Origin of the sequence: Luteibacter sp. UNC138MFCol5.1 (genome assembly GCF_900110505.1) — a bacterium.
Taxonomy (GTDB): Bacteria; Pseudomonadota; Gammaproteobacteria; order Xanthomonadales; family Rhodanobacteraceae; genus Luteibacter.
Genome location: NZ_FODZ01000003.1, coordinates 777,225 through 801,383 on the forward strand (window position 1 = coordinate 777,225; position 24,159 = coordinate 801,383).

Consider the following 24,159-nt stretch of genomic DNA (forward strand, 5'->3'; position numbering starts at 1 on the left):
CATCAGCGCAAGGGCGGCGCCGAGGAGGGCGGTCCCTTGTCGATCGGGGTGAATACCGGCTTGTCCCAGGAACCCGTCACCGAGTAGCGCTTGCGCGCCGCCTGGTTGAGGCCGCGGCCGAGGATGCCCTGGACCGCGAGGCCCGCGGCGGCGCCGACCGGGCCACCCGCGAGCGCGCCGACCACGGGCAGGCTGCTGCCCACGTGCGGCACGACGAGCACCTGCTGGTCGTAGTCGCGCGCCTTGAGGCCGGCGCGGCCGGTGATCGTGATCTCGGCCGCCGGGGCGCGGATCTTGAGGTTCTGCGTCGTGGCGTTGCCGTTGGCGAAACGGAAATCGCCGGTGATGGCATCGAACGCGAATCCCTTGCCGAGCACGTCGCCGAAGTCGAGCGACAGGCGCCGTGGCAGTTCGGTCACCGATACCAGTCCGAACAGGCGCCCCACGCCGGGCTGCACTTCGAGGATGCGTCCGTTGGCCACGTCGACCTTCAGCGTACCGTCCATGTTGGCCAGAGCGAGGGCGGACGGGCCACCGGGCCACGTGGCGTCGAGGTGCGCCTCGGTGCGGCCGCCCTGCAGGATGCCCGCGAAACCGAGGGCGTCCATCATGCGGGCGACGTCCTCGGACACGAAGCCCATGACGAGGTGGGTGCGACTGCGCTTCGCGTCGCCGTTCCAGTCGCCCGTGGCCGTGATCTGCACGTTCTTCGATTGCGCGCGGAGCTGGTCGATGTGCATGCCTTCGTCGGTGGGCCACGTCTCGAGGCGCGCCTCGCCAAGCTTCGCCTTGCCCAGCCGCATGTCCGTCACCTGCAGGTGCAGCGGTGGCAGGCTGGCCGGCGCGACGCCGGCTTCGTTCGCATCGACGGGCTTCTTCGTGGCGTCGGGCGTCGCATCCTCGGCCTTCGCGACCGTGGCGGCGGTCGTCGCCGCGGCGCCCGCGGCGGCCTTGCCCTTCTTCGCGGCATCCGCCGCGTCGTCGGCGGCGGGCCACCAGAGGCGATCCATCCGTGCCGTGATGCCACGGCGGCGGAGGTCGTCGTTGGGTACCGTGAGCTGCCCGGCCATGCCGTCGCTGTCGACGCGCAACGCGAGCTCCTGCGGCCCGGGTTTCGCGACGATGTGCATGTTGGCGAAATGCTGGCCGAAGACTTCGCCGTCGTCGGCGGCGACGTCGAGCGACGACAGACCCGGGCCCGTGCCGCCCGTCGAAAGACCGACGACGTACTGCACCCACCCCGACACGTCGAGCTTCACCGCATGACCGCCGATCAGGTAACCCTGCGCGGGCATCGTGGCGGGTGCCGCGCTGCCGAGATTGAACGCGGCGGCGATCGGTTCCTTGTCGGTCGGAAGACGCAGACGGCCACGGACCACGTCGCCCAGCGCGAGATCGAGCCGCGCGCCGTCGACCGGAATGCCGACGGTCACCGACAGCGGCGTGGCCACGTTGGCGGCCTTCTTCACCGGCGTGGGCATGGTCAACTCGACGCCGCGGAGGTCGGAATCGACGCGCAGGGTCTGCGCGGTCTCGTCGCCCTTCCCCGTCTTGCGCAGATCGAACCCGACGCGGAAATTCCCGCGCCCCTTCGCGATGTCGCCGAGCCATTTCAGGCTCTCGTACTCGCCGGTCATCTCGCCGACCGTGAACGCGCCCGACACGGATGCGTCGACGATCGTGGACGGGTCGCCGGTGGCCCCGGCGATCGCGAGGTCGAGCTGCGCCGGCTGTCCGCGGAAAGCCGTCGTGAGACCCTTCGCGCTGAAGCCCGCGCCGTCGAACGTCATCGGCCCGGTGATCCGGTCGAGGCGCAGTTTCCATGCGTCGGCGACGAGGTCGGCGTCCTTGATCGACGCCCTGCCCTGCAGGGTGAACGCCTTCGCGTCCTTCAGGGGCAGCAGGAGATTGAACCCGAACTCGCCGGTGCCGCCGAGCTTCATCTTGTCGATGGCCTCGCGGCTACGGCTCGCCACGGGGCTGTTCTTGATGAAGTCGAGGAAGCTGTTGCCCGTGCCCGCGCCGCTGACCTTCAGGTCGAGCACGCCGTCGGCGAAATCGGGAATCGCGGCGGTCGCCGCGCTCACGGCGTTGCCGAGCGAGTGACCCTCGCTGGCTTCGACGTACATCCCGTTGCCGATGAAGTTCGCGGTGACGGACACGCCTTCGGCGCGTGGCCAGCCGGCGCCGTAGTCGAGCACGAGATCGTCGATCTCGGCGCGCGCCTCGAACCGTCCTTCCTGGTTGCGGAACGGGAAATCGCGCAGGTTGCCGTGGATGAGCGCCGAGCCGCCTTCGATGTGGCCGGACACGAGGCCCCGGTTGAGCCAGTTCTGCGCGCCTTCCGACATCGAATGGATCGGCCAGAACAGCTTGGCGGCCGGGACGTCGCCCTCCCCGAGGGCCACGTAGAGGTCCATGAAAGGACCGGTATCGGCGGCGGGGAGCACGATCTCGCCGCGCGCCTGCCCGCCGTAACCCTCGCCGCGGAAATCGAGCGGATCGACGCCGACGTGCCAGTCGCCGTCTTCCTTGTGCACGGCGATGCTGCCGCCGAGCGAGGACATCACGAACGGCTTGCGGAAGACGCCCGTGGCGTCGATGGTCGTCGCCTGGGTCGGCAGGCTGAGCGCCAGCGCGCCCTGGTCGCCGAAGATCTCGCCCTTCAGCGACGAGATGCCGGGCAGCGTGCCGCTGGCGTCGATGCCGAGGCCGGAGAACGACGCGTGCGCGAACGTCACGCCCTCGTCGGAATTCCAGTCGGCGCGCGCCTGGTCGAATCGCCCGCGCGGCCGCCCTTCGCCGAGCCAGCGCGCCAGCGATGGCGACACGGCCGGCGCCACGCCGCCCCACGGCAGCAGCGGCGCGAGATCGAGGTTGCGCGCGACCAGCGTGCCGCTGCTCTTGTCGCCCGCATGGCGCAGCACGAGCGCGAGATCGCTGCCGTCGGCGCCCGCCCAGTCGATGCGCTCGCCTTCCGGCGTGCGATGCAGATCGACGATGCCGTGCAGTCCGGCGGTCTTCACCGTGCGCGACGGACCGCGCACGGCGAGGTTGTCGAGATCGATCTTCCACGTCGCGCGCACGACCTGGGCATCGCGCCAGTCGAGCCACGATTCGAAGCGCCCCTTGCCGCCGGCGAGCGCGTAGCCGCCGACATCGAAGTCGCCGGTCAGCGCCTTGAAGTCGACGTCGCTGCCGTCGACGTAGATACGCCCGCTCGATCCGTCTTCTGCGAAGCGGCCCGCCGCCGTGAGCATGCCGCCGACGTTCTCGCGACGGAGCATCGCGCCGAAGCGGATGGCATGGCCCTGCAGGCTGAGGCGCAGCTGATCCGCGATGAGACCGTAGTGACGCCCGGTCGTGTCGTCGGCGATGTCGAGGTGCAGGTTGCCGAGCCACAGATCGGCGGACAGGTTGCCGAACGACACCTTCTGGGTACCACCGCCCGCGCCGAAGCCGTCGATGCTCCAGCGGCCATCCGCCGCGCGCCGGAGGCCCAGCCGCAGGTCGCGCAATTGCAGGTTGATGAGGTGGCGGGACGGCAGGACGAACGCGCCGAAATCGAGTTTCACCGCGGCTTGCGGCAGGTGCAGCGCGTCGCCGCCCTCGGTCGCGCCGATCGTCACGTCGCGCATCACGAACAACGGGCCCGAGGGCCGCCAGAAGCCTTCCATCGATGCGAAGTGCACGGGGCGCCGGAGCCGCTCGCTGAGCATCGCCGCGACGCGCTCGGGATAGTGCGCGGCGAGGGGCAGCAACAGCTGCCCGAGCGCCATCACCAGCGCGAGCGCGACGAGGACGCTCGCGACGAGTCCAAGACCGAGGAATCGCAGGCGGCGTGCGCGATGGCGCCAGTCCGGACTCACCGGCCCGGCGTCCCGCGACGCGCGCCGGGTTCAGAGCAGAACGACATCGAACTGTTCCTGCGAATAATGCTCCTCCGCCTGGAAGCGGATGCTCTTGGCGATGAATTCCTCGAGCTCGGCGACCGCCGCCGATTCTTCCTCGAGAATCCGGCCGACGACCTTCGGGCTCGCCATCACGAGGAGTTTCTGCGCGTTGAACTGACGCACGGCGCGCGTGATCTCGCGGAAGATCTCGTAGATGACGGTTTCCGCGGTCTTCAGCGTGCCGCGGCCGCTGCACGCGGGGCAGGGCTCGCACAGCTGGCGTTCCAGGCTTTCCGTCGTGCGCTTGCGCGTCATTTCGACCAGGCCCAGCGCGGACATCGGGTACACCGTGGTCTTCGCGTGGTCCTTCGTCAGGCCTTTCTCGAGCATGCGCAGCACCTGCCGCTTGTGCTCGTCGTCGGTCATGTCGATGAAGTCGATGATGATGATGCCGCCGAGGTTGCGCAGCCGCAGCTGACGCGCCGCCGCCTGCGCGGCCTCGAGGTTCGTGCGGTACACGGTTTCCTCGAGGTTGCGGCTGCCGAGGTAGCCGCCCGTGTTGACGTCGATGGTGGTCATCGCTTCGGTCTGGTCCACGATCAGGTAACCGCCGGACTTCAGCGGCACCTCCTTGCGCAGGGCGCGCTGGATCTCGTCCTCCACGCCGTACAGATCGAAGATGGGCCGTTCGCCGGCGTAGTGCTCGATGCGGTCGGACAGCACCGGCATGAACTTCGCCACGAACTTGACGGTTTTCTCGTAGGTCTCGCGTGAATCCACGCGCACCTTCTCGATGCCGTCGTTCAGCGAATCGCGCAGCGAGCGCAACGGGAGCGACAGCTCCTCGTACACGCGCTCGCCCACCTTCGCCTTCTGGATGTTCTCCTGCACGACGCGCCACACCTTGCCCAGGTAGGTCACGTCGAAGGCGAGCGACTCCTCGGACTGGCCTTCCGCGTTCGTGCGCACGATGTAGCCGAGGTGGTTCTCGCCGATGAGCGGATTGATGATGTCCTTCAGCCGCTGGCGCTCGGCCTCCTCCTCGATGCGCACCGAGACGCCGAGCGTGCGCGAATGCGGCAGCAGGACGAGGTAGCGCGAAGGAATCGACAGGTGCGTCGACAGGCGGGCGCCCTTGCTCCCGATGGGATCCTTCACCACCTGCACGACGATTTCCTGGCCTTCGTGGACAAGCTCCGAAATCGGCGGCACCGGACCGTGCCCGTTCGACTTGCCTTCGCCCGGCGCGTCGGTGGGAGGCAACGAGGGCCGCACGATGTCCGAGGCGTGCAGGAACGCGGCGCGCTCCAGTCCGATCTCGACGAAGACGGCCTGCATGCCGGGCATCACCCGCTGCACGCGGCCCTTGTAGACGTTGCCCACGTAGCCGCGCTTCTGCGCGCGCTCGACGTGGACTTCCTGGAGCATGCCGTTCTCGACGATCGCGACGCGGGTCTCACGCGGCGTGACATTGATCAGGATTTCCTCGCTCACCGCCGTCCCTTTTCCTTCAGTCATCATGCTTTATAGCCGTGCGCAGACGACCTGTCACTGACCGCGAAGGAGTTCGGACGTTTCGAACAGCGGAAGGCCCATGACACCGGAGTAGCTGCCGGCCAGGTGCGCGACGAAGGCGCCCGCGCGGCCCTGTATGGCGTATGCGCCGGCCTTGCCGGACCATTCGCCGCTCGCGACGTAGTCGGCGACGCGCGATGCGTCGAGCGGCGCGAAGCGCACGCTGGACACCGAAATGGCATGACGCTCGCCCTCCGAATCGACCAGCCAGACGGCGGACACGACACGGTGCTCGCGGCCCGAGAGCCGCGCCAGCATCGCCGCGGCGTCGTCCGCGTCGCGCGGCTTCCCGAACACCTCGTCGCCCAGGATCACCTCGGTGTCGGCCGCCAGCACGCGCGCACCCGACTCCCCCGCGACGCGCGCGAATCCGGCACGCGCCTTGTCCAGCGCGACGCGAACCACGTAGTGGTCCGGCGCTTCGCCCGGCGCGCGAACCTCGGCGACGTCGACATCCAGCGTGCGGTGCGGCTGCCCGAGCTGGTCGAGGAGCTCGCGGCGGCGAGGCGATTGCGAGGCCAGGTACAGCACGGCGATTCCTTCAGGCGCGGTGATAGGGATGGCCCGCGACGAGCGTCGTGGCGCGGTAGAGCTGCTCGGCGAGGACGAGCCGCACCAGCATGTGCGGCAGCGTCAGCGGACCGAGCGACCAGCGCTGGTCGGCACGCGCGAGGACATCGGGCGCGTGGCCGTCCGGCCCGCCGATGAGGAACGCGAGGTCGCGCCCGTTCATCCGCCACTGCTCCAGCTGCTGCCCCAGATCCTCGCTCGACCACGAGCGGCCGCGGCCGTCGAGGGCGATGACATGGATATCCCGCGGCAGCGCCGCCAGGATGGCCGCGCCCTCGTCCAGGATCGCCCGTGCGTCGTCGCGGCCCTTGCCGCGAACGCCGGGCTTGATCTCGATCAGGTCGAGGGGCAGCTCGTGCGAGAGGCGTTTGCGATATTCCGCAAATCCTTCGGCCACCCAGGCCGGCATGCGCTCGCCGACGGCAATGAGGCGAGCCCGCATGGCGGGCTCAGTCGTTGGCGGCTTCGGCGCCGTCGTCGCCCACGGTCCACAGGCGCTCGAGGCCGTAGAACTCGCGGATGCGCGGCATCATGACGTGCACGATGATGTCGCCGAGGTCGACCAGCACCCATTCGGCTTCGGTCTGGCCTTCGACGCCGAGCGGCATCACGCCCGCTTCCTTCGCGAACTTGATGACTTCGTCGGCGATGGACTTCACGTGGCGGGCCGAGGTGCCCGACGCGATGAACAGGATGTCGGCGATGGAGGTCTTGCCGCGGACGTCGATTTCCCGGACGTCCTTGGCCTTGAGGTCTTCAAGGGCTGCCACCACGCGCTTGCGCAGGTGCTCGTTGCCGGCGGCGGATTTGGCCTTGCGGGATGCGGTCGAACTCAAGATGGGGAAACCTCGTGCGGCGGAATGCCGGCGTCGCGGCCAGTATAACGCCCGCCCGGGGCGGCGGCGTCAAATGCCGCGGCAGCTACCGAGGATCCGTCAGCGGCCGAGGGCGCGGTACGGCGCCAGCAGCGCCTCGTCGTCGAAGCAGGCCGTGGGGAGGAGGAACCGGGGCTCGCCGCCTGCCGCGAACGCCTCACGAATGGCCGTGGCGGCGATGTCCAGGGGCGTGATCGCGATGTCGACCACGGAGCCCGCGGGCCCGTGGACGCGGTCGGCGCGGCGGCCCTCCACGAATCCGGCAAGTTCGCCGGCTGGCTCGTGCGCGGCGCCGGGCCGCGTCAGCACGCCGACGTGCGCGAAGGTGAAGAGGTCCCGCCACAGGTGCCAGGACGCCAGGCCCGCGAACGCGTCGGCGCCCACCAGCAGCACCAGCGGACGATCGGGGCCGACGTCGGCACGCAGGGAGGCCAGCGTGTCCACCGTGTAGGAAGGGCCGTCACGGTCGAGTTCGCGGGTGTCGAGGGTCAGGCGATCCTGTCCCGCGAGCGCCGCGCGCAGCAGCGCCACGCGACCGGCCGCGTCGGCGACCGGCGGCGGCCGGTGCGGTGGCGTCCGGGCCGGGACGAGGCGCACCTCGGCGTGGAGCGCCTCGGCGGCTTCCCACGCGGCGCGCAGGTGGCCGTGATGGATCGGATCGAAGGTGCCACCCAGGATCGCCAGCGGACGCGGTTCGCTCATGCGAAGGCGGCCGCGGCACGGGGTTCGGCGATGGCCGCGACGAGGCGCTCGGCTTCGAGCCAGGCGTCCCCCTGCTCGCGGCCCTTGGCCATGCGGTCGATGCGCGCGGCACGGGCGAGGCAGGCCATCCAGTGCTCGCGCGGAGCGCGGCGCAGCGCCTTGCGGAACAGTTGCTCGCGCGCGGGCCAGAGTCGCTCGGCCTTGGCCTGCGCGCCGAAATCGCGCGCGTTGGCGAGGCGCATGGCCAGCTGCAGCTGGTTGACCAGCCAGCCCATCAACGCGATGAGTTCGTCGCCCTCGGCCCGCAGTCCGGCCAGGATCCGCAGCGCGCGGCCGCCCTCGCCCGCGAACGCGGCGTCGGTGAGCTTGAACGCGTCGAACCGGGCGCTGTCGGCCACGAGACCTTCGAGCGTCGCGGCATCGAGCCGCTGGTCGCCGGCCAGGACCACGAGCTTGTCGATCTCCTGCGCGGCGGCGAGGAGGTTGCCCTCGACCCGCTCGGCGAGCATCGCGACCGCATCCGGCGTCGCCTTCAGGCCGCGCGACGCGAGGCGGGCGCCGATCCACTGGCCCCACTCGTGCGGCCGCGGGGCGTTGAAGACGACCTGTACGCCGCCCTGGTCCACGGTCTTCGTCCAGGCGGCCTCGTGCTTGCTGCTCCATTCGGTGGCCGTGATCAGCAGCGACGTGTCGGGCGGCGGATCGGCGACGAACGCGGCGATCGCCGCCCCGCCCTCCTTACCCGCACGGCCGCCCGCGAGGCGCAGGTCGAGCAGGCGCCGGGTCGCGAACAGCGACAATCCCGCCGAGGCGCGGGCGAGGTCGTCCCAGTCGAAGCGGCTGTCGGCTTCGAGCACGTCGCGCTCGGTGTAATCGAGCCGCCGGGCCATCGTACGAACGGCGTCGGCGGCTTCCAGGACCAGGAGTTCCTCCCCGGCCAGCAGGTACACCGGCGCCAGACGGTCGCCGGCGAGGTGCTTCTGCCACTGGACGGGATTGAACGGCACGGGTGCTTAAGGGTCAGTTCGACGCGGCGGGCGCCTGCGCGGGCGCGGCCACCGCGGGGTGCGTGCGGGCGGCCTGCAGACGGAACAGGATCGCCTGGACCATGTCGCCGATGAGGCTGCGCTGCAGCTCTTCGGTCTGGCTGGCGGTGCCGATCGTGTTCTGCGCGTCATAGCTGAACTCGCGCGACATGTCGACCGACTGCGAGGGAACGATCACGGTGCCGTCGGCCGCCTTGACGTTGAAGTCGACGTGGTAGCGCACGGCGTATTCGGTCACGCGGGCGGTACCGCTCACGGTCAGCGAATCGGTACGGAAGGTGTTGGACGTGATGGCCAGCTCGGACGCGTCGGCGGCCGGCTTGTCGACGACCGTGGCGTCGGAGTTCTCCAACGCGCGGGTGAGCTCGCGTTCCAGCTTTCCGCCCCCGGACACCGTGAGGTGGATCTTCTTCATGCCTGGCGGCAGGGCCGCGCTCTGCCGCAGATGGAAGCCGCAGGCACTGACCAGCCCCACGACGGAAACGACCGCGGCGATGCGAAGCGAACGAAGGAGGTTCGGGCTCATGGTTATCCTGCGACGATGTTGACGATCTTGCCGGGCACGACGATCACCTTGCGCACGGTCTGGCCTTCCAGCAGGCGGGCCACGTTCGGCTCGGCCCGCGCCATCGCTTCCGCCTCGTCCTTCGAGGCCGTCGCCGGCACCTCGATGGTAGCGCGAAGTTTGCCGTTCACCTGCACCGCGTAGGTCAGCGAGTCGCGGACCAGCGCGGACGGGTCGACCTGCGGCCAGCCGGCGTCCTCCACCAGCGTTTCGCCGTGACCCAGCACCTGCCACAGCGCGTGGGCCATGTGCGGGGTGAACGGGTTGATCAGCTGGACCATGGCCGTGAAGGCCTCCTGCTTCAGGGCGACGCCCTGCGCGCTGGCGTCGTCGAACTTGCCCAGCGCGTTCAGCAGTTCCATCAGCGAGGCGATCGCGGTGTTGAACGACTGCCGGCGGCCGATGTCGTCGCCCACCTTCTGGATGGTCTCGTGCAGCTGGCGACGGATCGCCTTGCGCGCCGCGTCGCCGGACGCGTCGTCGGGACCGGGCGTGGCCTCGGCATGGGCGGAGACGTCGCGCCACAGGCGGCGCAGGAAGCGCGCCATGCCCTCGACGCCGGCCTCGTTCCATTCCAGCGACTGGTCGGGCGGCGCGGCGAACATCGAGAACAGGCGGACGGTGTCGGCACCGTACTTGGACACCATCGACTGCGGGTCCACGCCGTTGTTCTTCGACTTGGACATCTTCTCGACGCCGCCGATCTCGACCGGCTGGCCATCGGCGCGCAGGACCGCGCCGACGATGCGCGCGCGCTCGTCGCGCTGCACGTCGACATCGGCCGGGTTGAACCACGTGGACGAGCCGTCGGCCTCCTTACGGAAGTACGTCTCGGCGATCACCATGCCCTGGCACAGGAGATTGGTGGCCGGCTCGTCGCTGTCCACGAGCCCCTCGTCGCGCATCAGCTTGTGATAGAAGCGGAAATACAGCAGGTGCAGGATCGCGTGCTCGATGCCGCCGATGTACTGGTCGACGGGCGTCCAGTACTTCGCGCGCTCGTCCACCTGGCCGTTGGCGCCGGGGCTCGTGTAGCGCGCGTAGTACCAGCTCGACTCCATGAAGGTGTCGAACGTGTCCGTCTCCCGCTCGGCCGGGCCGCCGCAGTTCGGGCAGGTGGTCTTGCGCCACTCCGGATCGGCCTTGATCGGCGATTGCACGCCGGAGAACTCGACGTCTTCGGGCAGCACCACCGGCAGCTGGTCTTCCGGCACCGGCACGGCGTCGCACTGCGGGCAGTAGATCACCGGGATCGGACAGCCCCAGTAACGCTGACGGCTGACGCCCCAGTCGCGGATGCGCCAGTTCACGCGACGCTCGCCGCGGCCCATGGCCTCCAGTTTCGCCGCGATCGCGTCGAACGCGCCGCGGAAATCGAGGCCGTCGAACTCGCCCGAGTTGGTCAGCGTGCCGTACTCGGTGTACGCGCCGACCGTCTGGATGTTGGTTTCGAACGTCTTCACCGTCTCGACCGCGGCCGACGACTGGTAGGCGTCCGACGAACCGCCGTCGAGCGCGTTCTGCACGGTGTCCGTGCCTTCCGCGGCGAGGTCGCGAGCGAGCTCGGCCACGGCGTCGACGACGCCCTGGTCGACCACCACCATGCGGATGGGCAGCGAGTACTTCTGCGCGAATTCCCAGTCGCGCTGGTCGTGGCCCGGCACGGCCATGACGGCACCGGTGCCGTAGCCCATCAGCACGAAGTTGGCGACCCACACGGGCACCTTCTCGCCGGTGAGCGGATGCGTGGCGTCCACGCCCGTGTAGTAGCCGCGCTTGTCCTGCGTTTCGAGCTCGGCTTCGGACACGCCGCCCGCCTTGCACGATTCGATGAACGCGGCGAGGCCCGGGTTGTCCAGTGCCGCGCGCGTCGCGATCGGATGCTCGGCCGCCACCGCCACGTACGACACGCCCATCAGCGTGTCGGGGCGCGTGGTGAACACGGTCACGGGATCGTTACCGCCGTCGACGTCGAAGGTGATCTCCAGGCCTTCCGAGCGGCCCAGCCAGTTGCGCTGCATCGTCTTGACCGCATCCGGCCAGCCCGGCAGCGTGTCGAGGCCGTCGAGGAGCTCCTGCGCGTAGGCCGTGATCTTGAGGAACCACTGCGGGATCTCGCGCTTCTCGACCACCGCGCCCGAACGCCAGCCCCGGCCGTCGATCACCTGTTCGTTGGCGAGCACGGTCTGGTCGACCGGATCCCAGTTCACGACGCTGTTCTTGCGGTACACCAGGCCCTTCTTCATCAGCCGGGTGAACATCTGCTGTTCCCAGCGGTAGTACTCGGGCTTGCAGGTGGTGACCTCGCGGGTCCAGTCGTAGGCGAAGCCCATGCGCTTGAGCTGATCGCGCATGTGCTCGATGTTCTTGTACGTCCACTTCGCCGGCGCCGTGCGGTTCTTGATGGCGGCGTTCTCGGCGGGCAGGCCGAAGGCGTCCCAGCCCATCGGCTGCAGGACGTTCCGGCCCTGCTGGCGCTGGAAGCGGCTGATGACGTCGCCGATCGTGTAATTGCGCACGTGGCCCATGTGCAGGGCGCCCGACGGGTAGGGCAGCATCGACAGGCAGTAGTACTTCGGCTTGCCGGCGTCCTCGGTCACCTCGAAGGCGCGGGTGTCGTTCCAGAAGCGCTGGGCGGCCGTCTCGACGACGTCCGGCGCGTAACCGCCCTGCTCGCGCGTGCCCTGATCGTGGGTGTCCTGCATGTTCTCGGTACCAGTCGAATGCTCGGGTGGCCGCGCGAAAAACGCGGCGCTCAATCGCGGGAGACTATCCCACGAAGGGCATACGGGCCAAGCCTTGGGCGCGTTACCGCGGCGCGCCGCAGGTGGCCGGCTGGCCGGCGGCGACCGCCTGCGCGGCGGCCGCCACCTGGTCGGCCACCTTCCCCAGCGCACGCTGGTGGGCGTCGACGAGGCTCTGGTAGCTGCCGCCTGCCGGCTCCGCCACGCGGGAGGCGCACGTCGCCGCCTGGTCGGCGCCACGGACGGCCCACGACGCTTCCAGCGTCGCCTCGCCACCCACTTCGGAATCGAAGCGGCGGACGTCGAGCTGCACGCGAACGACCCTGGCGTCCTTCGCCCGAGGCAGGCCATGGACGTCGTGGGTGCCGAGCCGGGCCGAGAGATCGGCGGACAACGCGCCGCGAATCTCGTCGCCGAGCGGCGACGCCCAGCGCTCGCCATCGAGCACCGCGATGCCGCTGGCGCCCTGGCGCAGCACCAGCGAGGGCTGGTCGACCTGCGGCGGGACGTTCACCGGCAGCACGTCGATCACGAACGGCGCGGTCGCGCCCGCCAGCGGCGCCGACGGCGGGATCAGCGTGTGGAAGTGCGTCGGCGCCGAGGCGCACGCCGCGAGACCGGCGAGCAGGAGGGAAACGCCGGCGAGGCGAAGGGTCTGGATCATGGCTGTTCTTCCTTGCCCTGCTTCGGGGACGGGGTGCTGATCTTCGGCGGCGCGTCGCTGCCGCGGCCGCGCAGCAGCGCTTCCGGATGCCGGCCGAGGTAATCGGTGAACGCACGGACCGAGCGCACGGTGCGCTGCAGTTCTTCCAGCGTGTTGGCGATGTTCTGCTGCAACGGCGAGTTCTCGGACAGCGCGTCGTTGGCCGTGCCAACGGTCTGGTTCACGCCCTGGAGCGTCTTCTTCGCCTCGGGCAGGATCTCGGTGTTCACGTTCTTCAGCGTGCCCTGCAGTTCCTTCAGGCTGCCGTCGAGGTTGCGCCCGATCGAATCGAACGGAATCTTCTCGACCTTGTCGACGATGCTGGAGATCTGTTCCTGCAGATGGTCGAAGTCGCCCGCCGTCGTCGGGATCTCGACCGGCTTCGCACTGGCGTCGAACGCCACCTTCGGCGCCTTCGGATCGAAGTCGAGCGCGATGTAGAGCTGTCCCGTGAGCAGGTTGCCGCTGCGGGCCTGCGCACGCAGGCCATGGGCGACGAGCCCGCTCATGATGCGCGGGAACATGCTGTCGTCGTCCGGCCCGCCGACGGCCTTGGCCAGCTTCTCGTGGGCCTGGCCGAGACGCTGCGGATAGACGAGCGCGCCGACGATCACGGGGAATTTCTTCGTGACCGGGTCGTAGTCGAGGTTGACCGACACGACGCGACCCACCTTCATGCCCAGCAGCTCCACCGGCGCGTCGACGGCGAGGCCACGCAACGAATGCTCGAAGCGCATGCGGATGTAGCGCGGCTTGCCGTCGGGCGGCGCGAGCGCCGTCGTCTGGTCGCCGAACAGGGTGTATTCGGCCATCTCGGCCGCGGGGGCCTCCTCGTGCGGGCCCGGGGGATCCTGGAAGGCGACGCCGCCGGCGATCACGGTTGCGATCGACTGGGTGTTGAGCTTCAGGCCGTCGGCACCCAGCGAGACGTCGACACCGCTGGCATTCCAGAACCGTGTGTCCTTGGTGACGAAGCGGTCGTTCGGGCCGTCGACGAACAGCTGAAGGGACACGCCCTTGCCGTCCTTGTCGAGCTGATACGAGACGATGCGTCCCACCTGGATGCGGCGGTAATAAACGGGCGAGCCGATATCCAGCGAGCCGAGGTCGCCGGCGTGCAGCACGAAGCGGCGCCCCGGCGCGCCGTGCGTCACCGCCGGCGGCGCCTCGAGCCCCGTGAAGTCGGACTGGTCCTCGTCGGAATCGCCGGCGTCCGCGCCGATGAAGGCGCCGGAAAGGAGGGTGTCGATGCCCGACACGCCGCTAGCGCCGATGCGCGGACGAACCACCCAGTAGCGCGTGCCCTTGGTGGCGAACGCGCGGGCGTCCTTGTCGAGTTCGATCGCCACGCTGATGTGGCTGCGGTCCTTCGACAGGCGCATGGTGGTGACCTTGCCGATCACCACGTTCTTGTACTTGACCTGGGTCTTGTTCGCCTCGATGCCTTCGGCGGTCTGGAACGTGACCGTGATCTTCGGACCGGCCGACATCACGTGGTTGACCAGCAGCGAGATGCCCACCAGCGCGGCGACGATCGGGACCAGCCAGATCAGCGAGAAGCCGAGCTTGGATTTCCGCACCACCGGCTGGGGCAGGTCGTCGTCCTGCGGCGGCGTGTTTCCTGCGTTGGCGTCGCTCATTGCGATTTCTTCCTGTTGTCCCAGATCAGCCGGGGATCGAAGCTCATGGCCGAAAGCATCGTCAGCACGACGACGATGCCGAAATACACCACGCCGGGCAGCGGCTCGACGCGACTCAGAATCTTGAAATGCACCAGGGCGGAAAGGATCGCTACGACGAAGACGTCGAGCATCGACCAGTAACCGACCAGTTCGACGAAGCGGTAGAGCTTCGTCCGCTGACGGGCCACGTAGCCGCTCGACCGCTGCACCGACACCAGCAGGTAGCCCAGGATGATGAACTTGAGCATGGGCACGATGATGCTCGCCGTGAAGACGATCGCCGCCAGTCCTGGCGAGCCGGCCCGCCAGAGCTCGACGATGCCGCTCAGGATGGTGTTGTCGTCCTTGGACGACAGGCTCTGCGTGCGCATGATCGGGAACACGTTGGCCGGGATGTAGAACATCGCCGCGGCGAGCAGGAGCGCCCAGGCGCGGGCGATGCTGCCGGTCTTGCGCGCGTGCAGCGCAGCGCCGCATCGAGGGCAGCGGGCACGGTGGTCGTCCGTGTACGCGGTGACCAGGCGGCAGACGTGGCAGGCCATGATGCCCAGGTCGACGGCTCTCGGCGGGGCCTTCATGCCTTGTCCTCGCGGGTCAGCGTCCAGAGTTCGCGCGGATCGAGGCTGGAGAACACCGTGATCAGCAGCGTGAGCACCCCGAACGCCCAGATGCCGGCGCCCGGCACGACGTCGAAATAGGTGTGGGCCTTCACGACGGCCACGAGGGTGCCGAGCATGAAGACCTCGATCATGCTCCACGGCTTCACGCTGACCAGCGCCGTCATGGCCTGCGCGAACCACGGCGCGCGGCGGCCGGACCGGGCGAACCAGAGCACCCAGCCGAAGATGAGGATCTGGCTGAGCGGGAAGAAGAACAACGTCATGGCGCTGAGGAACGCGACGATCTGGGCGCCGTCGTTCCACATGGCGATCACGGCGCCCCAGAGGGTGGTGGCGGCGCTCATGCCCGACAGCCCCAGCGTGACGATCGGCGAGACGTTGGCGATCACGAACACGATGAAGGCCGTGACGATCAGCGCGAACTGCCCGTCGACGCTCACCCACTGGTGTCGGTCGAGGACCGCGCCGCAGACGACGCAGTCGGCCACTTCGCCACGCGCGAGCGTGCGCCTCCGGTAGACGGAGTCGCAGTGTTCGCAGACGATGAGATCCTGGGCTGTGTGCATGCCTTCCAAGCGGTACGCGGCCGCAACGGCCCGCGCCCTATGATCGCAAATCCCCGTAAACGGCGCATGACGAGCGGGGTAGGACTGTTCCTAAAATGGCGTCGTCCCTTGATAAGCTCGCCGTCTTCCCCGACTTACGGGGCATTCCCATTCGCCAGGAGCACCCCGTGAGCAGCGCCCAGACCCGCAGTGAACATGTCTTCGACGCGACCACGGCCGGGTTCGAGAGCGACGTCATCCAGGCGTCCCTGCAGACCCCGATCCTGGTGGACCTGTGGGCCGAATGGTGCGGCCCCTGCAAGACCCTGGGCCCGATCCTCGAAAAGCTCGCCGGGGAGTTCAACGGCGCGTTCCGCCTGGCCAAGATCGACGTCGAGGCCGAGCAGCAGCTCGCGGCGATGTTCGGCGTGCGCAGCATCCCGACGGTGATCCTGATCAAGGACGGGCAGATGGCGGACGGGTTCGCCGGCGCGTTGCCGGAAGGTCAGATCCGCGAGTTCCTCGCCCGCAACGGTATCGAAGCGGCCGAAGGTGGCGAGGTCGCCGACGACGTCGACGCGCCCGCCGAGACGCCCGAGGACGCCATCAACCGTATCCAGCAGGCGATCGCCGCGGAGCCGGAGCGACCGGAGCTGAAGCTCGACCTCGCCCTGGCGCTGATGCGCGCCGGCCACGTCGGTCCGGCCCAGGCCGAACTGGATGCCCTGCCCGCCAACCTCGCGACCGACGCCCGGGCGGTCCGGCTGCGCAGCCAGCTCGAACTCGCCCGCGCGCTCGCCGGCGCACCCTCGCTGGCCGAACTGCGCCAGCGCGTGCAGTCCGACGACAACGACTGGGAGGCGCGCGACCTGCTCGGTGTCCGCCTCTTGATCGAAGGCGACGCCGCGGCCGGCCTCGACCAGTTCCTGGACATCCTGAAGCGCCAGCGCGACTGGCAGGACGGCCAGGCGAAGAAGCGGCTGCTCGCCGCGTTCGCCACCATCGACGACGCCGCGCTCGTCGGCGCCTACCGCCGCAAGATGGCGTCGCTGCTCTTCTGAGCGGCGCCCTCAGGCCTTTGGCCGCTTGCGCCTGACGTAGAGCTGCTTGCGTACCGTCGCCACCAGTTCGCCGGACGCCGTGCGGATGTCGGTATCGAACCAGCGCAGGCATTTCTCGCCGTTCGCGGTGGCGGCGCGCAGCTCGTCCAGCACGGCGTCCTCGACGCGGAACTCCGCGTAGACGGCCTCGCGCCCCGGCGCGACGAAACGGATCTCGCCCGCCTGGTCCCACACGATGTAGTCGTTGCCGAGGCTCTTCAGCACCATGATCATCCAGAACGGGTCGGTCATGGAGAAGAGGTTGCCGCCGAACTGCGTGCGCACGTAGTTGCGGTTGTACCAGGCGAGTTTCAGGCGCACCTTCGCGTAGCGGTAGGTGTCGAAGTCGACGACCCGGATACCGGCGAAGAGGAAGGGCGGCCATGCGTTGAGGACGCGCCGTAGCGTGCTTGCTTTCATGGGCGCCATGCTAGCGGCGGCCATGGTGTGCGCGAAGTCCCCCGTTTCAAACGCGGGCGGACCGGCCATGACCTCTGGCACACGCCCACCCGCGGACCCGCGCCGAGTATCGAAGGCTACCCACGCCGCCAGGATACGAGCCATGCGCCATCCGTTCCGCCGCGCCACCCTTGCCGCCGCCGTCGCGGCCGCGATGGCCCTTTCCGTGCCCCAGGCACGCGCCGCCGACCTCCCGGTGGCCGCGGACCAGCCCTACCCCGGCAACCTCACGCTGCACGTCGATCTTTCCGACGCGTCGCGACATCTCTATCACGTGCGCGAGAGCATTCCGGTCAAGCCCGGCCACGCGATCCTTTACTACCCGAAGTGGATCCCGGGCGTGCACGCCCCCTCGGGCCCACTCTCCAACGTGGCGGGTTTCATCGTCACCGGCAACGGCAAGCGCATTCCCTGGCGCCGCGACCTGAAGGAGATGTACGCGTTCCACGTCGACGTGCCCGAAGGCGTGGACAAGCTCGACCTCACGTTCGACTACCTGGCGCCGGCGACGCCTAACTACATCCCTCTGTCGTTCAACGAAGTGGCCTTCTATCCGGCCGGGTACTACACCAGCCAGATCACGGTCCAGCCGACGCTCAAGCTGCCGGCGGGCTGGAAATTCGCCTCCGCGCTCGAGACGGCGTCGCAGTCGGGCGACGAGGTCAGCTTCCGGCCGGTGAGCTTCGAGAACCTGGTCGACTCGCCGGTGATGACCGGCAAGTACTTCACCCGCATCGACCTCGCGCCGGGCCAGCCGACGCAGGTGCACCTCAACATCACCGGCGACACCGCGGCCGGCGTCAAGGCGACGGAAGATCAGATCGCGAAGCAGCGCGCGCTCATCGTGCAGGCGAACAAGCTGTTCGGTGCGCACCACTACGATCACTACGACTTCCTGCTGGTCACGTCCGACCACACCGGACACTTCGGACTGGAGCACCATCAGTCCAGCGACGATCGTCTCTTCGCCAACTTCCTGACCGATCCCGACGCCAACGCCGCGGCCGGAACGCTGCTGCCGCACGAGTACATCCATTCGTGGAACGGCAAGTTCCGTCGCCCCGCCGACCTGTGGACGCCGACGTTCACCGAGCCGATGCAGGACGACCTCCTGTGGGTGTACGAGGGCATGACGGATTACTGGGCCGGCGTGCTGACGGCGCGTTCGGGCATCTGGACCACCGAACAATGGCGCGACTCGCTGGCCGGGATCGCCGCGGACATGTCCGCGCGCACGGGTCGCGAATGGCGCTCGCTGCAGGACACGGCGGATGGCATTCCGCTGTCGTCGCGCGGCACGACGGGCTGGACCAACCTGCGCCGGAGCTCCGATTACTACCCGGAAGGCCAGCTGCTCTGGCTCGACGTCGACACGAAGATCCGCGACCTCTCCGGCGGCAAGCACACGCTGGATGAATTCGCCCGCGCGTTCTTCGGGATGGACAACGGAAGCTACAAGCCGAAGACCTATACGTTCGACGACGTCATCTCGACGCTCAACGGCGTGCAGCCGTACGACTGGGCCACGTTCCTGCGCCAGCGCCTCGACTACACCGGCGACACGCTACCCGAGCACGGCATCGAAGGCGGCGGCTGGAAGCTCGTCTACGACGACAAGCCGACCGCGTTCGCGAAGACGGCCGAGAAGATCCGCAAGACGGTCAACTTCGCCTATTCGCTGGGCATCCAGGTGTCCGACAAGGGCGTGGTGACCGACGCGCAATGGGAGGGCATCTCGGCGAAGGCGGGACTCGTGCCCGGCGTGACGATCGTCGCCGTCGATGGCAAGGACTACTCCGGCCAGGTGCTGAAGGACGCCGTCACCGCCGCGAAATCCACGACGGCGCCGATCGAGTTCCTGATCAAGGACATCGAGGAATACCGCACGGTCAAGGTCGACTACCACGGCGGCCTGAAGTATCCCCACCTCGTGCGCGGCGAAGGCAAGGATTTGATCGGCGCGATCGCCACGCCGAAGAAGTAAAGCTGGCGACCGCTCGAACTGTAGGAGCGGACCTGGCCGCGACGGCTCTTCGCGAAAAGCAACAGGCCCTGTTGCTCCCGGCGAAAAACTGTCGCGGCCAGGTCCGCTCCCACAATTGGTTCGCGGGCTTAGTGCTCCCGCGCGATCTCGAACAGGAACCACACGCGGCGTTCGCCCTCGTCGATCCAGTTCTCGAGGAAGCTGGCCGTCGCGACGTCGCCGTACTCGTCGCACACGCCGTGCAGTTCGCGCATGAAGCCGACGAAGCGCTCGTTGTCGTCGCGCAGCTCGGCGATCATGTCCTGCGGCGTCACGAAGTCCGCGTCGTTGTCGGACAGCCGCTGCAGCCGCGACACGTTGCCGATCGAGCGGATCGTGGTGCCGCCGATCTTGCGGGCGCGCTCGGCGATGTCGTCGGTGATCTTGAAGATCTGGTCCGACTGGTCGTCCAGCAGCAGGTGCAGGTCGCGGAAGCGCGGGCCCGACATGTGCCAGTGGAAGTTCTTCGTCTTCAGGTACAGCGCGAAGGTATCGGCGAGCAGCGTGTTCAGGCCCGCGGCGATGTCACGGGTCGCGTCGGCGCTGAGACCCGACGGGGTCCGCAGATCGGCCTTGCGCAGTTTCTTGGTCGCTTCGGGATTCTTCATCGTGACGGCTCCGTGGGGAATGGCTCCGGAGGATGCGCCGAAGGACGTGACGATGCTTGGACGAATTGGTTACGCACCCGGAAGCAAAGGGATGTCGACCACGACCACGAGGCCAGTACCCGTCTCCGGATCCCCGAGCCGGATGGACGCCCCGTGCAGCTCCACCGCCCGCTGCACGATCGACAGGCCCAGCCCGTAGCCCCCGGCCTGGGTATCGGCGCCACGCTGGAAGCGGGTGAACATCGCCGCCCGCCGCTCGGGCGCAATGCCGGGGCCATCGTCGGCCACCTCGATGCGCGCCCGGTCGCCCTCCTGCCGGATCGACAGCTGCACGTGACCGCCCGCCGGGGCATGCCGGAAGGCGTTCTCCACGAGATTGCGCAGCAGCGCCCGCAGGGCCGTGCCGTACCCCTCGATCACCAGCGTGTCGGGAAGCTCGACGCCCAGCTCGACGTGGCCGGCGCCGATGACCGTGGCCATTTCGTCGACGACGTCCAGAGCCAGCTGGGTCAGGTCGACCGGGCTTCGCGGCCCGGCCGCCGCACCTGCCTCCAGGCGGGCGAGCGCCAGCAGCTGCTCGGTGCGCCGGGCCAGCGACACGAGACACGCGCGCGCGGCCTCGAGGGCCGTGTGCGCCTCGTCCGGCCGCGCGGAGGCCATCGCGTCCTCCAGATTGATCATGGTCGATGCCAGCGGCGTCCTCAGTTCATGTGCCACGTCGGCGCTGAAATGACGCTCCCGCTCCAGCGCGCCTTCCAGGCGCTCGATCTGCTGGTTCAGCGCGGCGACCACGGGACGCAGCTCCTCCGGCGCGTCCGGCAGATCGACCGGTTCCCGGCTACCGGGTTCGCGCCGGCTCAGGGCAGCGGCGAGCGTGTCCAACGGGGCCAGGCCGCGCCGGATGGCCAGGCCGACGAGGAAGGCCATCAGGGGCAAGCCCAGCAAGGCCGGCAGGCCATGCTCCAGCCAGAGCGCGCGCGTGATCTCGTTGCGACTGTCGTAGCGCTCGCCGGCGCGGATCACCACGCCCTCGCGCTCCATCACGAGCGTGAAGACCCGCCACTGGTACTTGCCCTTCTGGATGTCTTCGAACGCGCCGTCCGCCACCTGCGTCGGCGGCACCTCCGCGAGGTTCTCGGTCGCCAGGAGTAGCGTGCCGTCGCGATCGAACACCTGGAAACCGACCTCCGACTCGAAGGTCCTGCCCTGCACGGTCAGCTCCTGAGGGTGGTTCGACACGCTCGGCACGAGCAGCCGCTCGAGATGGTGCTCGCGCAGATGTTCCACACCGACGCGCCCCACGAGCACCTCGAGCGTTCGTGCCGCCTGCGCCAGTCGTCCGTCCGACAGCTCGTCGACTTCCTCGAGTGTGTGCTTCGCGCTGAGGAAACCGAGCGGCAGTAGCAGCGCCACCAGCACGAGCACGATCAGCACGAGCAGGCGGACACGCAGGCTCGAAAGCTTCATCGCGGTTCCCGCGGCACCATGTAGCCGAAGCCGCGGACGGTCTGGATCGCGTCGTGGCTGAGCTTCCGACGCAGCGAATGCACCAGCACCTCCAGCGCGCTCGTGCTCATCGCGCTATCGGGGCCGTAAAGGGAATTTTCGAGCGACTCGCGGCGGACGATGCGTCCCGAGCGCTCCATCAGCGCCTGCAGGAGCGCGAACTCGCGGCGCGTCAGGTCGACACGCTGGCCGTGCCAATAGCACTCGAAGGCGCCCAGATCCAGGCTCAGCGCGCCGGCCTCCAGCTTGTTCACCGCGGCCCCGCGCACGCGCCGGGTCAGCGAACGGATGCGCGCCGCCAGCTCGTCGAGGTGGAACGGCTTGACGAGGTAATCGTCCGCGCCCGCGTCGAGTACCCGGATGCGCGAGTCCACGGCCTCGCGCGCCGACATTACGATCACCGGCGTCGCGACGCTCATCCGCCGCGCCTCGGTCAGCACGTCGAGCCCGTCCTTGCCGGGAAGGCCCAGATCGAGCAACACGAGGTCGGCCTCGTGGTCGCGCAGGGCGAGCAGCGCCTCGCGACCGTCGCGGAACCAGCTGATCGTGTAGGCCAGCCGCTCCAGCGCCCGCCGGATGGCCTCGCCGAGCTGCGCGTCGTCTTCCACGAGAATGATGTGCAAGTGGGGAACCCCAGGCTGCGTCGGCGGCGATTATCCTGCCCCCGAGCTTAGCGCTTCCTTAGACGCATTCGCGGCAACGGGCAAAAAATCACACAATGGGCGGATTCTTCCGACGGATGGTTCCATGCCTGCGACGTTCCCCGCACGCCTCCTACTTGGCCTGATCGCGGCCGCACCGTTCACGCTTCATGCGAAGGACAGCTGGATCACGCCGGCCGAGGCGTCCGGGTTCCGCACGACGCCGTCGTACGCCGACACCGAGGCGTACCTGCGCCGCCTGGCCGATGCGTCGCAGGACACGTTGCGTGTGGAGACCTTCGGCACCTCGCCCGAGGGCCGGCCGATGACGGTGGTGGTCGCCGCGAAGGACGGCGACCTGACCCCCGAGCGGGCGCGCGCGGCCGGCAAGCCGATCGTGCTGTTGCAGGCGGGCATCCACCCGGGAGAGATCGAAGGCAAGGACGCGGGCCTGATGCTGCTGCGCGACTTCGCCGCCACCGGCCGCCTGCCCCACCTGCTCGACCATGCGGTGCTCGTGTTCATTCCGGTGTACAGCGTCGACGGGCACGAGAACTCGGGGCCGTACTTCCGCATCAACCAGAACGGGCCGGAAGAGATGGGATTCCGCGGCCAGTCGCAGTACCTCAACCTCAACCGCGACTACGTCAAGGCCGATGCGCCCGAAACGCGCGCGTGGCTGAAGCTCTGGAATGCGTGGCGGCCCGACCTGCTCATCGACATCCACACCACCGACGGCGCCGATTACCAGTACGACCTCACCTGGTACGCCGAGGACGCGCACAAGCTGCCGCCTTCGGTGGCCGCATGGCAACAGGCGACCTACGCCGGCAAGGTGATGCCGCGCTACGAGAAGCTCGGCCACCTCGCCTCCCCGTACCTCGAATTCCGGGACGGCCGCGACATCACCAAGGGCATCCAGAACTTCGGCTCGGGACCGCGCTTTTCCACGGGCTACGCGGCGATCCGCAATCGCGCCGGCCTGCTGATCGAAACGCACATGCTGAAGTCGTACGAGGTTCGCGTCCGCGCCACCTACGACGTCGTGCGCAGCGTGCTCGACACGGTCGACGCCTCGCCCGCCGCGCTGCTCGACGCGTCGAAGCAGGCCGACGCGTGGGCCGCGTCGCTCGCCGCCCGGCCCGGCGCCACGCTGCCCGTCACCTTCAGGGAAGATCCCACGCCGACACCCTTCACGCTCAAGGGTTACGCGTTCACGCAGACGCCGAGCGACATCTCCGGCGACACCTGGGTGCGCTACGACCCCACGAGGAAGAAGACGTACGCGATCCAGAGCTGGAACGGCCTGCTTCCCGACGTCGCCGCGCCAGTGCCGGCGGCCTGGGCCATTCCGGCGCAATGGACGCAGATCATCGAGCGGCTCGACGCGCACGGCATTCCCTACACGCGCACGACCAGGAGCCTCCGCGTGCCGGTGTCGCGCGATCGCCTGACGCAGCCCCGATGGGCCGAGAAACCGTTCGAGGGCCATCACCTGCTGCGCGACGTGACGATCACGCCGACACCGGAGACCGTCGAGCTACCGGCGGGCACGGTGATCGTGCGCGCGGACAACACCGACGCGGTGCTCGCGCTGAACCTGCTCGATCCCCGCGCGCCCGATTCCATGCTGCGCTGGGGCTATCTCGACGCGATCTTCGAACCGAAGGAATACGGCGAGCCGCGCGTGCAGGAAGCACTCGCCCGCGACATGATCGCGAAGGACCCCGCGCTCAAGGCCACCTTCGACGAGAAGCTGCGCAGCGATCCCGCGTTCGCGGCGAACCCGCGCGCGCGCCTTTCGTTCTTCTTCGAACGCAGCCCGTGGTACGCGGCCCAGGAGGTCGGGGCCTACCCGGTCGTCCGACTCGATGCGGCGGCGTTGCAGCAGGCCCGCTAGCGGCTCGTAGGAGCGCGCCTCGCGCGCGACAGCTTTTGAAGCCAGGGACAGCAGGTCCCGTGCTCTTTCGCGAAAACCTGTCGCGCGCGAGGCTGTAGTGGCTGGACTTTCCTGGACCACGAGCTAGGAGCATTGAGCCGCCAGTGCTTCGAATTCTGCTGGCGGAAGGTAGTTGAGGGTCGAGTGTAGACGCTCGTGGTTGTAGTAGCCGGCCAGATAGTCGATGACCGCCACGCGAGTCATTTCCCGCGGCAGGCGTTCCTCACCGAGGCATTCGTGTTTCAGGGTCCGGAAGACCCGCTCGACCACGGCGTTGTCCCAGCAATTGCCTTTGCGGCTCATGCTTTGGATGGCGCCGTGTTCGGCCAGATGAGCAACAAACAGATCGGCGGTGTATTGGCA

The 24,159-nt window shown here is 68.7% G+C and carries 21 protein-coding genes; 3 read left to right on the forward strand and 18 right to left on the reverse strand.

Features of this window, described 5'->3' with window-relative positions; genetic code table 11:
- Window positions 1-2: 2 nt before the first annotated feature.
- From BMY69_RS12025 to BMY69_RS12085, 13 genes are all read right to left on the reverse strand, one after another.
- Complete coding sequence (locus BMY69_RS12025) at window positions 3-3,869, reverse strand: YhdP family protein (protein WP_090178323.1); 3,867 nt, start codon at window positions 3,867-3,869, stop codon at window positions 3-5.
- A gap of 30 nt (window positions 3,870-3,899) precedes the next feature.
- The gene (gene rng / locus BMY69_RS12030; protein WP_090054857.1) at window positions 3,900-5,387 is read right to left on the reverse strand and encodes a ribonuclease G; all 1,488 of its coding nucleotides are present in this window, start codon (window positions 5,385-5,387) and stop codon (window positions 3,900-3,902) included.
- Between the two features lie 54 nt (window positions 5,388-5,441).
- Entirely contained in the window at window positions 5,442-5,999 is a 558-nt protein-coding gene (locus tag BMY69_RS12035; protein ID WP_090178327.1) for a Maf family protein, read from the reverse strand.
- 10 nt (window positions 6,000-6,009) lie between these two features.
- On the reverse strand, window positions 6,010-6,480 hold the full coding sequence (gene rlmH, locus BMY69_RS12040) for a 23S rRNA (pseudouridine(1915)-N(3))-methyltransferase RlmH (protein ID WP_090178332.1): 471 nt from the start codon (window positions 6,478-6,480) through the stop codon (window positions 6,010-6,012).
- Between the two features lie 7 nt (window positions 6,481-6,487).
- Window positions 6,488-6,823 (reverse strand): ribosome silencing factor, encoded by a 336-nt coding sequence (gene rsfS, locus BMY69_RS12045; protein WP_254779274.1) that lies wholly within the window; start codon window positions 6,821-6,823, stop codon window positions 6,488-6,490.
- 150 nt (window positions 6,824-6,973) lie between these two features.
- Window positions 6,974-7,615, reverse strand: coding sequence for a nicotinate-nucleotide adenylyltransferase (nadD, locus tag BMY69_RS12050; RefSeq protein ID WP_090178334.1), 642 nt, complete (start codon window positions 7,613-7,615; stop codon window positions 6,974-6,976).
- Window positions 7,612-8,622 carry a DNA polymerase III subunit delta gene (holA, locus tag BMY69_RS12055; RefSeq protein ID WP_090178336.1) on the reverse strand — a complete coding sequence of 337 codons (1,011 nt, stop codon included), beginning with the start codon at window positions 8,620-8,622 and terminating at the stop codon, window positions 7,612-7,614. The genes nadD and holA overlap by 4 nt, the downstream gene beginning before the upstream one ends.
- Before the next feature lie 13 nt (window positions 8,623-8,635).
- The gene (gene lptE, locus BMY69_RS12060; RefSeq protein WP_090178339.1) at window positions 8,636-9,187 is read right to left on the reverse strand and encodes an LPS-assembly lipoprotein LptE; all 552 of its coding nucleotides are present in this window, start codon (window positions 9,185-9,187) and stop codon (window positions 8,636-8,638) included.
- A gap of 2 nt (window positions 9,188-9,189) precedes the next feature.
- The gene (leuS, locus tag BMY69_RS12065) at window positions 9,190-11,931 is read right to left on the reverse strand and encodes a leucine--tRNA ligase (RefSeq protein WP_090178341.1); all 2,742 of its coding nucleotides are present in this window, start codon (window positions 11,929-11,931) and stop codon (window positions 9,190-9,192) included.
- Window positions 11,932-12,034: 103 nt separating this feature from the next.
- On the reverse strand, window positions 12,035-12,634 hold the full coding sequence (locus BMY69_RS12070) for a PqiC family protein (RefSeq protein WP_090178345.1): 600 nt from the start codon (window positions 12,632-12,634) through the stop codon (window positions 12,035-12,037).
- Window positions 12,631-14,313 (reverse strand): PqiB family protein, encoded by a 1,683-nt coding sequence (locus tag BMY69_RS12075; protein ID WP_090178347.1) that lies wholly within the window; start codon window positions 14,311-14,313, stop codon window positions 12,631-12,633. Before BMY69_RS12075 ends, BMY69_RS12070 begins: the two co-directional genes overlap by 4 nt.
- On the reverse strand, window positions 14,310-14,933 hold the full coding sequence (locus BMY69_RS12080) for a paraquat-inducible protein A (protein ID WP_090054879.1): 624 nt from the start codon (window positions 14,931-14,933) through the stop codon (window positions 14,310-14,312). The genes BMY69_RS12075 and BMY69_RS12080 overlap by 4 nt, the downstream gene beginning before the upstream one ends.
- Complete coding sequence (locus BMY69_RS12085) at window positions 14,930-15,541, reverse strand: paraquat-inducible protein A (protein WP_090178350.1); 612 nt, start codon at window positions 15,539-15,541, stop codon at window positions 14,930-14,932. The genes BMY69_RS12080 and BMY69_RS12085 overlap by 4 nt, the downstream gene beginning before the upstream one ends.
- A 167-nt stretch (window positions 15,542-15,708) precedes the next feature.
- Here BMY69_RS12085 and trxA point away from each other — a divergent pair, with 167 nt between their 5' ends.
- On the forward strand, window positions 15,709-16,581 hold the full coding sequence (gene trxA / locus BMY69_RS12090; protein WP_255364534.1) for a thioredoxin: 873 nt from the start codon (window positions 15,709-15,711) through the stop codon (window positions 16,579-16,581).
- 9 nt (window positions 16,582-16,590) lie between these two features.
- On the opposite strand, the gene BMY69_RS12095 is transcribed toward trxA, so the two are convergent.
- On the reverse strand, window positions 16,591-17,040 hold the full coding sequence (locus BMY69_RS12095; protein ID WP_090178492.1) for a DUF4442 domain-containing protein: 450 nt from the start codon (window positions 17,038-17,040) through the stop codon (window positions 16,591-16,593).
- A 142-nt stretch (window positions 17,041-17,182) separates the two neighbouring features.
- Here BMY69_RS12095 and BMY69_RS12100 point away from each other — a divergent pair, with 142 nt between their 5' ends.
- Complete coding sequence (locus BMY69_RS12100) at window positions 17,183-19,063, forward strand: M61 family metallopeptidase (RefSeq protein WP_090178355.1); 1,881 nt, start codon at window positions 17,183-17,185, stop codon at window positions 19,061-19,063.
- A 128-nt stretch (window positions 19,064-19,191) separates the two neighbouring features.
- Here the strand turns inward: BMY69_RS12100 and BMY69_RS12105 are convergent, their stop codons facing one another.
- The 3 genes from BMY69_RS12105 to BMY69_RS12115 form a co-directional block, all read right to left on the reverse strand.
- Complete coding sequence (locus BMY69_RS12105; RefSeq protein ID WP_090054886.1) at window positions 19,192-19,710, reverse strand: Dps family protein; 519 nt, start codon at window positions 19,708-19,710, stop codon at window positions 19,192-19,194.
- A 69-nt stretch (window positions 19,711-19,779) separates the two neighbouring features.
- On the reverse strand, window positions 19,780-21,177 hold the full coding sequence (locus BMY69_RS12110; RefSeq protein ID WP_090178358.1) for a sensor histidine kinase: 1,398 nt from the start codon (window positions 21,175-21,177) through the stop codon (window positions 19,780-19,782).
- Entirely contained in the window at window positions 21,174-21,839 is a 666-nt protein-coding gene (locus BMY69_RS12115) for a response regulator (protein WP_090054888.1), read from the reverse strand. The genes BMY69_RS12110 and BMY69_RS12115 overlap by 4 nt, the downstream gene beginning before the upstream one ends.
- 124 nt (window positions 21,840-21,963) lie before the next feature.
- On the opposite strand from BMY69_RS12115, the gene BMY69_RS12120 reads away from it, so the two are divergent.
- On the forward strand, window positions 21,964-23,757 hold the full coding sequence (locus BMY69_RS12120; protein WP_090178361.1) for a M14 family metallopeptidase: 1,794 nt from the start codon (window positions 21,964-21,966) through the stop codon (window positions 23,755-23,757).
- A gap of 123 nt (window positions 23,758-23,880) precedes the next feature.
- Here the strand turns inward: BMY69_RS12120 and BMY69_RS12125 are convergent.
- A partial coding sequence (locus BMY69_RS12125; protein ID WP_143070463.1) for an integrase core domain-containing protein occupies window positions 23,881-24,159 on the reverse strand: 279 nt, incomplete at its 5' end.

Bases quoted from the DNA above. Each gene is read 5' to 3' on its own strand.
- leuS (WP_090178341.1), bottom strand. From the start codon at position 11,931: ATGCAGGACACCCACGATCAGGGCACGCGCGAGCAGGGCGGTTACGCG.
- nadD (WP_090178334.1), bottom strand. From the start codon at position 7,615: ATGAGCGAACCGCGTCCGCTGGCGATCCTGGGTGGCACCTTCGATCCG.
- lptE (WP_090178339.1), bottom strand. From the start codon at position 9,187: ATGAGCCCGAACCTCCTTCGTTCGCTTCGCATCGCCGCGGTCGTTTCC.
- BMY69_RS12075 (WP_090178347.1), bottom strand. From the start codon at position 14,313: ATGAGCGACGCCAACGCAGGAAACACGCCGCCGCAGGACGACGACCTG.
- BMY69_RS12100 (WP_090178355.1), top strand. From the start codon at position 17,183: ATGCGCCATCCGTTCCGCCGCGCCACCCTTGCCGCCGCCGTCGCGGCC.
- BMY69_RS12120 (WP_090178361.1), top strand. From the start codon at position 21,964: ATGCCTGCGACGTTCCCCGCACGCCTCCTACTTGGCCTGATCGCGGCC.
- BMY69_RS12095 (WP_090178492.1), bottom strand. From the start codon at position 17,040: ATGAAAGCAAGCACGCTACGGCGCGTCCTCAACGCATGGCCGCCCTTC.
- BMY69_RS12110 (WP_090178358.1), bottom strand. From the start codon at position 21,177: ATGAAGCTTTCGAGCCTGCGTGTCCGCCTGCTCGTGCTGATCGTGCTC.
- BMY69_RS12105 (WP_090054886.1), bottom strand. From the start codon at position 19,710: ATGAAGAATCCCGAAGCGACCAAGAAACTGCGCAAGGCCGATCTGCGG.
- rlmH (WP_090178332.1), bottom strand. From the start codon at position 6,480: ATGCGGGCTCGCCTCATTGCCGTCGGCGAGCGCATGCCGGCCTGGGTG.
- BMY69_RS12070 (WP_090178345.1), bottom strand. From the start codon at position 12,634: ATGATCCAGACCCTTCGCCTCGCCGGCGTTTCCCTCCTGCTCGCCGGT.
- BMY69_RS12080 (WP_090054879.1), bottom strand. From the start codon at position 14,933: ATGAAGGCCCCGCCGAGAGCCGTCGACCTGGGCATCATGGCCTGCCAC.
- BMY69_RS12085 (WP_090178350.1), bottom strand. From the start codon at position 15,541: ATGCACACAGCCCAGGATCTCATCGTCTGCGAACACTGCGACTCCGTC.